Annotated in this window: 8 protein-coding genes; 3 read left to right on the top strand and 5 right to left on the bottom strand. The window is 43.7% G+C overall.

Annotated elements, in window-relative coordinates:
* Positions 1-39 precede the first annotated feature (39 nt).
* Positions 40-615 carry a hypothetical protein gene (locus ACSW3C_RS20115; RefSeq protein WP_486564872.1) on the top strand — a complete coding sequence of 192 codons (576 nt, stop codon included), beginning with the start codon at positions 40-42 and terminating at the stop codon, positions 613-615.
* Positions 616-747: 132 nt separating this feature from the next.
* Here the strand turns inward: ACSW3C_RS20115 and ACSW3C_RS20110 are convergent, their stop codons facing one another.
* A complete protein-coding gene (locus ACSW3C_RS20110; RefSeq protein WP_486564871.1) occupies positions 748-912 on the bottom strand; it encodes a hypothetical protein in 165 nt (54 codons plus the stop codon).
* A gap of 139 nt (positions 913-1051) precedes the next feature.
* Between ACSW3C_RS20110 and dapF the strand changes: the two genes are divergently transcribed.
* Positions 1052-1915, top strand: a complete 864-nt coding sequence (dapF, locus tag ACSW3C_RS20105) for a diaminopimelate epimerase (RefSeq protein WP_486564873.1) — start codon at positions 1052-1054, stop codon at positions 1913-1915.
* A gap of 39 nt (positions 1916-1954) precedes the next feature.
* Entirely contained in the window at positions 1955-3181 is a 1227-nt protein-coding gene (locus ACSW3C_RS20100; RefSeq protein ID WP_486564870.1) for a dicarboxylate/amino acid:cation symporter, read from the top strand.
* 45 nt (positions 3182-3226) lie between these two features.
* On the opposite strand, the gene ACSW3C_RS20095 is transcribed toward ACSW3C_RS20100, so the two are convergent.
* The 4 genes from ACSW3C_RS20095 to ACSW3C_RS20080 all read right to left on the bottom strand — a co-directional run bounded on the left by ACSW3C_RS20095 (position 3227) and on the right by ACSW3C_RS20080 (position 6845).
* Positions 3227-4084, bottom strand: coding sequence for a hypothetical protein (locus ACSW3C_RS20095; protein ID WP_486564869.1), 858 nt, complete (start codon positions 4082-4084; stop codon positions 3227-3229).
* Between the two features lie 176 nt (positions 4085-4260).
* Entirely contained in the window at positions 4261-5970 is a 1710-nt protein-coding gene (locus ACSW3C_RS20090) for an ABC transporter ATP-binding protein (RefSeq protein ID WP_486564868.1), read from the bottom strand.
* Positions 5971-5988: 18 nt separating this feature from the next.
* On the bottom strand, positions 5989-6195 hold the full coding sequence (locus ACSW3C_RS20085; protein WP_486564867.1) for a cysteine-rich CWC family protein: 207 nt from the start codon (positions 6193-6195) through the stop codon (positions 5989-5991).
* Positions 6196-6380: 185 nt separating this feature from the next.
* Complete coding sequence (locus tag ACSW3C_RS20080; RefSeq protein ID WP_486564866.1) at positions 6381-6845, bottom strand: hypothetical protein; 465 nt, start codon at positions 6843-6845, stop codon at positions 6381-6383.
* Positions 6846-7403: the final 558 nt, after the last annotated feature.

The following is a 7403-nucleotide window of genomic DNA, read 5'->3' as shown; positions in this document are numbered from 1 at the left end:
GATCTCAAAGTGACTTTGTCTACAGTCTGAGCACATCCATTGGTTAAGGATGTGCTTTTTGGTATTAGCAGGACGTATTTATTGGCCGCTTGTGGGAATGAAAAACAAGAGGATGCAGTGAAAGGGAAAGACAATGCTACATCTGTTCAAGACAACAGTGACAAAGCGGACAGAGAAGAGCAAAGCAAGACAACTGCCTCAGATTTAAAAGAAGATCAACTCGGCATGAATGCACAGCAGTTCCAGGGCGATTTTAACAAGGCCGCTGAAAAAGAAGGAATCCAGTACCGGGTTGCTCATTCTGAATGGTCCGAGCCAAGAAGAGGTTTTCAAATTGTAGATATTGAACTTGACGAAGAATATCGAATCCAATTGTTAGGCAATGAAGGGGAAAAGAATGTTCGGGCTCTCATGCATGGTGCGGATGAGATGGATGAAGCTGCAACTCAAGTTATCATGACGTTGATTCGGACAGTTGATACACAAGTGACGGAAGAAGAGACGGACAAGATTCTGGGAGAGCTGAAGCTGGCAGGTACTCAAGAAGATCAGGAATATGCAAGTGACTCTTCACATGGTTATCGTTTTATGCTGCGTAATGCTTCGATGATCTAGTTCATCATCGCGAATGAAAAAGATCCATATTACTGAAGAAAATTGGACAGCTGGAGAGTTTAAACAAGGAAGATTATCAGTAGTTCACCTGTATATCAGGTGGGCTTTTTTGCTATTACAAAACCAATCGACTTATCCGGAAGACTGCCATCCATCCTCCAGCAATGCAAGCGCGTCATACAGCAAATCCATGTCGTCGAGGATGACCGGCTTCAAAGTGGCGGGGGCAGCATGATATTCGTCGGCGAGATGCTGTAGTTCCCTTGTGAGTATATACTGTTCGCACTCTTTCTGCATATGCACTACCTCCTAATACACATCATACCCAGAAAAATGGTTTGGCAAACTCAGCCACTACGGATCATGTAGTAGATTGTAAGATAATATATTATACTATTTAAAAGGTTTAGATAAATAAGGGGGGATTTAATTGGAGATCATTGAAATTCCATTTACGAAAATGCATGGACTCGGCAACAGTTATATTTATGTCGATGCCTTCAAGCACCCTTTGCAGGAGGCTTGGCTTGCGCCGTTAGCAAGAGCTGTATCAAATCCCAATACAGGCATCGGCTCTGACGGATTGATTTTGATTCTGCCCTCTGATGAAGCCGACGTTGGCATGCGGATTTTCAATAAGGATGGATCAGAAGGCCAAAGCTGCGGGAACGGATTGCGCTGTGTCGCAGCGTACGTAGTGGAACATGGGATGGTCACGACATCAAGGTGCGCTATTCAAACGAAGGCAGGGCGAACAGAGGCTGAGGTATTTTCGAAGAATGGGCACGAAAGTATTGTAAAGATCAATATGGGGCCGCCTGTATTGAACAGGCGGAGTATCCCGATGGTAGGCGAGAGTGATGCGCCAGTGATATCGGAATCGTTCCCGCTCGGCTCTCATACATTAGAAGTGACAGCTCTCTTTATGGGCAATCCCCATGCCGTATTTTTTGTCGATGACATAGAGAATGCACCATTACAGGAAGTCGGTTCGGTTGTGACAGACGATCCCCGATTTCCCGAAAGGGTAAATGTGGAGTTTGTGGAGATTATTCATTCAAATGAAATGAACTTCAGGGTGTGGGAGAGGGGGTCAGGAATAACGGAAGCTTGTGGGACAGGGGCGTGCGCATCAGTAGTAGCAGCTGTTTTAAACGGCTTTGCAGACCGCGATCAAGACATCACGGTTCATCTGAGTGGTGGGGACTTGAGCATCTGCTGGGCTTCAGACGGACATGTTTGGATGACGGGTCCCGCTGAATTTTCAGCCAGTGGAGTGTTCTATTGGAAAAGGCAGTAATGAATAGCTTTGTACTAAAAGAACAAGGGGGGATGCGGGATGAAATGGAAGGCGTATCGGTTTCCGTTGCTGTTGTTGGCTTCAATTGTCATTGGTTCGATAATTGGTTTGATCATAGGGGAGAAGGCAAACGTACTGAAACCGTTTGGTGAGGTGTTTTTGAATTTATTATTCATGGTTGTTGTTCCGCTCGTGTTTTTCTCCATTACTTCGGCAGTTGCCAATATGGACAGTATGAAACGGCTTGGGAAAATTATGGGCTCCATGATCACTGTGTTTGTTATTACAGGAATTATTGCCTCGATTGTCATGCTGATTGCAGTGCTGGTAGTTCCGGTCGGCACAGGGACTTCAATACCGTTAGTGGAACCGGATCAGGTAGAAAAATTGACACTGTCGCAACAATTAGTCAGTACGTTCACCGTGCCTGATTTTGTCGAATTATTCAGCCGGAGAAACATGCTGGCTCTCATCGTCTTCGCAGTGTTGGTTGGGGTGGCAACAAGTTTGGCGGGAGAAGCCGGTCGGCCGTTCGCTAAGTTCCTTTCAAGCGGTTCAGAAGTTTTCATGCGTGTTATCAAGCTGATCATGTATTATGCGCCAATCGGTTTAGCTGCCTATTTTGCCGCGTTAATTGGTTCTTTCGGAGCGGAATTAATCGGTGATTATGCGCAAGCATTTCTTCTTTATTATCCTGTTTCTTTTGCGTACTTTGCAATTGGATTTACGCTTTATGCTTTTCTGGCAGGCGGACGAAAAGGAATCACCCGCTTTTGGAAAAACATCTTAACTCCAGCAGCTACGGCGTTAGGGACAGGGAGCAGTTTTGCCACACTGCCTGTCAATCTGCAGGCAGCCAAAGATATTGGGGTTCCAAAGGATATTCGAGAAACCGTTCTTCCATTGGGAGCAACGATTCATATGGATGGATCCTGTTTGTCCGCTATGTTAAAGATCGCTTTTGTATTTGGCGTATTTAATATGGACTTTACAGGCATCGGTACATTTTTAACTGCGATTGGTATTTCCTTGTTGTCCGGCGTGGTAATGAGTGGGATTCCAGGTGGCGGGTTCATCGGTGAGATGGTGATCGTGACGATGTATGGTCTGCCGCTTGAAGCTTTGCCGATTATATCAGCGTTTGGTGTCGTGGTTGATCCACCGGCAACGATGGTGAATGCGACGGGAGATACAGTCGCAAGTATGATAGTTTCCAGGCAGGTAGAGGGGAAAGAGTGGATGGAGTCGGAAACAGCCATTGAATAAAAATAATCATAATGAAAACCGCCTCTTTAAAAAGAAGCGGTTTTGTCATTCTACACCGAAAAAAGAATAAAACGGTTCCTTATTGAGCTCTTTTAAATCTAACTGAAACTTGAACTCTTCCTTTGTTTTTTCATTCATTTGATAAACAACGAAAGGAATGTGATGCTCACTCGCAACTTGTCGAATTCGAGCAGCTATGTTAATGTCTACTTCACTCAAATAGAATGTGTATGTCGTTTCCCGATTATCCATCATTGAGAAGGTCATCTTCCAGAGAAAGTAAGTGTCATCGGTCGGGTCACTTATAGACGCATATTTCACAGTAGGAAGTACGGTAATCTCTTTAATGTTGTCATATGATATGGTTTCTGTTTCGCCTTTCCAACTGTGAGAAAGGAGACCTTGTTCCTCGTGGATTCCGCGATAATCATTCCACATAATATATTGGTAAGAAATAAAACCGAAAACTGTCACGACAGATAGAGCACCGGCTATCCATTTTCCTTTTCTTGATATACCCATGAAAGGAAAGGTAAATAACAACAATAAAAGCATTAGAAAACCGACGGAAAGACCAGTACCTGATGCTTCCGAGGAAGATTCATACAGGATAAAATGCTGATTGGCAAACGTCCTTCTTTTTAATTCTTCATAACCGTCCAATGATAAAAAGAGAGCTGGTACGATGACAAGACAGTAAATGAACCCCCAGATGTAGCGGATCCCGTTCCTCCTGAATCGAGCCCTTCCTATTCGAATCAGTTGTCCAAGTATGTAAAGAGGTAATCCGATTAGAAGGACCCCGACGATGGCCGCATTTAAATCCGATGAAATGTCTAGAAGTGCTCCAAGAGATAGGAGCAAACTTAAGATAACTAGAAACATCCCTACTGGCTTATTCATCGTTCCACCTCCCAATAATACAAATATAATCTGTCTTAACTCTCAAGCAGACGTAGACGATTCCCTTTGGGTAATATACGATCTATTGGCAACTCGGTTTCACAAAACATTGTACAAAAAGAAAGTACCTATGAGCTGTCCTTTGAAGAACAACTCCCATAGGTACTTTTGTCGTTTTAGATTTGATTTGCATGCAAACGGGCAAATGTCCCGCCTTGTTCCACAAGCTCCGAATAGGTCCCTTCTTCTTCAATCCCGTTCGGTGTGACTACGATCACCCGGTCAGCATTCCGAATCGTCGTCAAGCGATGGGCGATGACAAGTGTCGTACGGTTCTCGGACAGTTCTTCTAGTGATTGTTGAATGATCCGTTCGGTTTCTGTATCAAGTGCGGACGTCGCTTCATCCAAAATGAGGATCGGCGGATTTTTCAAGAACATACGGGCTATCGCAAGACGCTGTTTCTGACCGCCAGATAATTTTAGCCCACGTTCGCCAATTTGCGTTTCATAGCCATCTGGCAGATTGGCAATGAACTCCTCTAAATGAGCCCGTTTAGCTGCTTCGTAAATTTCTTCATCGGAAGCTGCGAGATTGCCATAGGCGATGTTTTCCTTCACCGTTCCTGTGAACAGGAACACATCTTGCTGAACAATACCAATTTGGCTGCGAAGCGACCGCTGCGTCATGCGGCGGATGTCGAGCCCATCAATTTCGATTCGGCCCTCATTTACGTCATAAAATCGTGGGATAAGGGAACAGATCGTCGTCTTGCCAGCACCTGACGGACCGACAAACGCTACTGTTTGTCCAGCTTTGATTGAAAGGCTAATATTATTCAAGACTGGTTTGTTATTGTCATACCCGAAGGTGACATTAGTCAGTTGGACATCACCATTCAAATGGGGGACATCGATCGCATCTGGAGCATCTTTAATTTCTGGCTCCTGGCTGATTAACTCCTGAAAGCGAGAAAATCCTGCCATCCCTTTCGGGTACAATTCAAGCAGAGCACTGATCTTATCAATCGGTTTCGTCAAGATATTAACAAAAAGTATAAAGCTGACAAGTTCGCCGTATGTAAGTTTTTCATTAATAAAGAACCAGGCCCCGACAACAAGAACGATGAGTGTCATAAGCCGGGTGGACATGTAAATGGACGATGTGGTCCATGACATCACTTTATAAGCGACAAGTTTTGCTAAACGGAAATTGCCATTGTCCCGGTTAAAACGCTGCATCTCGAAATCTTCATTTGTGAAAGATTTTACAACACGCGAGCCCGAAACAGAGTCTTCGACACGTCCGTTGACTTCCGCTATTTTGCCATACATATTATGCCAGGCTGCGTTCATTTTCTTATTGCAGTAGGTGACGATAACAATAAGCAATGGCACCATGACAAGCGTGATTAAGGCAAGTTCTGGATTTATAGTATACATAATACCGAATGCCCCGGCGATAGTCATTACAACGATGAATGCATCTTCCGGACCGTGATGGGCAAATTCCCCAATATCAAACAGGTCTGTCGTAATGCGAGTCATAATATGGCCCGTTTTTGTATTATCAAAAAATCGAAACGATTGTTTTTGGACGTGTTCAAACAATTCCCTCCGCATATCCGTCTCGATATTGATGCCGAGTTTATGGCCGAGATAGCTTACGATATACTGTAGAACAGTGCTGAGGCAATATACGAGCAGCAACAGGATGCTGACTGTTGTTATACGTCCCCAATTGCCGGACGGTAGCAGGGAATCGATGAACCACTGGACTGCCAATGGAAAAGCCAGTTCAAGCAATGCAACGAAAACAGCACTCGAAAAGTCGATGATGAACAAACGCCGATGTGGTTTGTAATAAGAGAAAAATTGTTTGAGCATGAATGATTCCTTTCTTAGTTAACGAGGCGACTCCAACTCTTCGTCGCGTTTATAGTTATCTAGACAAGTTTTGCAGATGCAGGTCTTTCGGATTTCTTCTTCCGGCACTAGCAAAAAAATGCCTTCCGGAAAGGTTTTGTCAGTACACCAGCACGACCCGATGGATTTATCCTGATTATTGCAGCAGTGATTCGGGCCCTTGCAAATCGGGCAGAGTTCCGCCATCTATTCTTCCTCCTTTTTCATTGCGGTGAAATTCTTCTCAGATGCAGAGAAGAGTATTGTCAGGATCTACATCCAGAAGATGTATTCCCTAATCCTTGTACTAGTCTACCATTTTTTGCAGAAGATTAGTGAGGAAACCGAAACAAAAAAACTGCCACCGAAGCAGCAGAAGTGTTTTAATAAATTCAAGTTTCCGTATGGAGCGTCTTACCTGAAAGCGATTTATGACGATGGAGCCAATGAATGATAAGTTCAGCCACTAGTACGCTATACGCTGCATGACTGAGCGTCCAATAAAGCCAGGCTTCCACATCATTGGCTGCGGGTGGTTTATCGGACAAGGCTGTCAAGAAATATAAGATGCCGCTGCCCGCCGTATAGGTGAGAAAGTAGGGGAGTATGCGCTTTTGCAGATGAACAAAACGCAGTATGAAATAAAGACCGACAACACTGGCGATACAGAAGACAAAATGAAAGGCAATCCCAATAATTGGATATGATTCCCATTTACTTAGAATTGGGATATAATCGACATTATATAAGAGGGTGTACGCTTTATTGCCCGTGGCGACATATACTAGTTTCAAGAGACCGGCAAGTAGAACGCCGGCTAGAATACCTATGATTACCAGCCTACTGATTACCTTCAAAATGAGTCACCTCGCCATTTTTTTGTATTAAATTCCCATAAGAAAAAATAGTAAACATACAAAAGGAGGTAGAGTTTATGGAAAATGCTTATAAGGAATCATTCGACCGTTTTGCCATATATCTGTTTGCTTCCTTTTTATCGCCCGTATTATTCGCCGTGTGCTTCGCTTTTTATTCACAACTAACTTTGGACAATTCCTGGACCTTCTTATCAATATTCATCTTGGCTGCTATTTTTACCTTTCCAATATTTTTGGTTGGTGCCTTTCCTATTTCCCTGTTTCTCGACTTTTCTAACAGAGGAAAATCGATGTCAGTTTGGATGAAAGGTATATGCTATGCTTGTAGCGGAGGAGTTATAGGTTTAATTGCAGGGATCTGGGTATTCGGAGCAAGTGAGGAATTCACGTATCTGTTAGCAGCTGTTTATGGCGTCGTTGGGGGACTGCTTCATTTCTTCGTTTTGTTTTTCTTAAAGAGAATCTTTCGGTAAGAGAGTCATAAAGAATTTATTTTCGAATGAAAAAGCATTCCGTCCAAGGAAAGACGGAATGCTT

The organism is Sporosarcina sp. AD_1 (genome assembly GCF_057373025.1).
The sequence above is the reverse complement of the archived record's forward strand: the minus strand, read 5'-3'. Positions and strand labels throughout refer to the sequence as shown.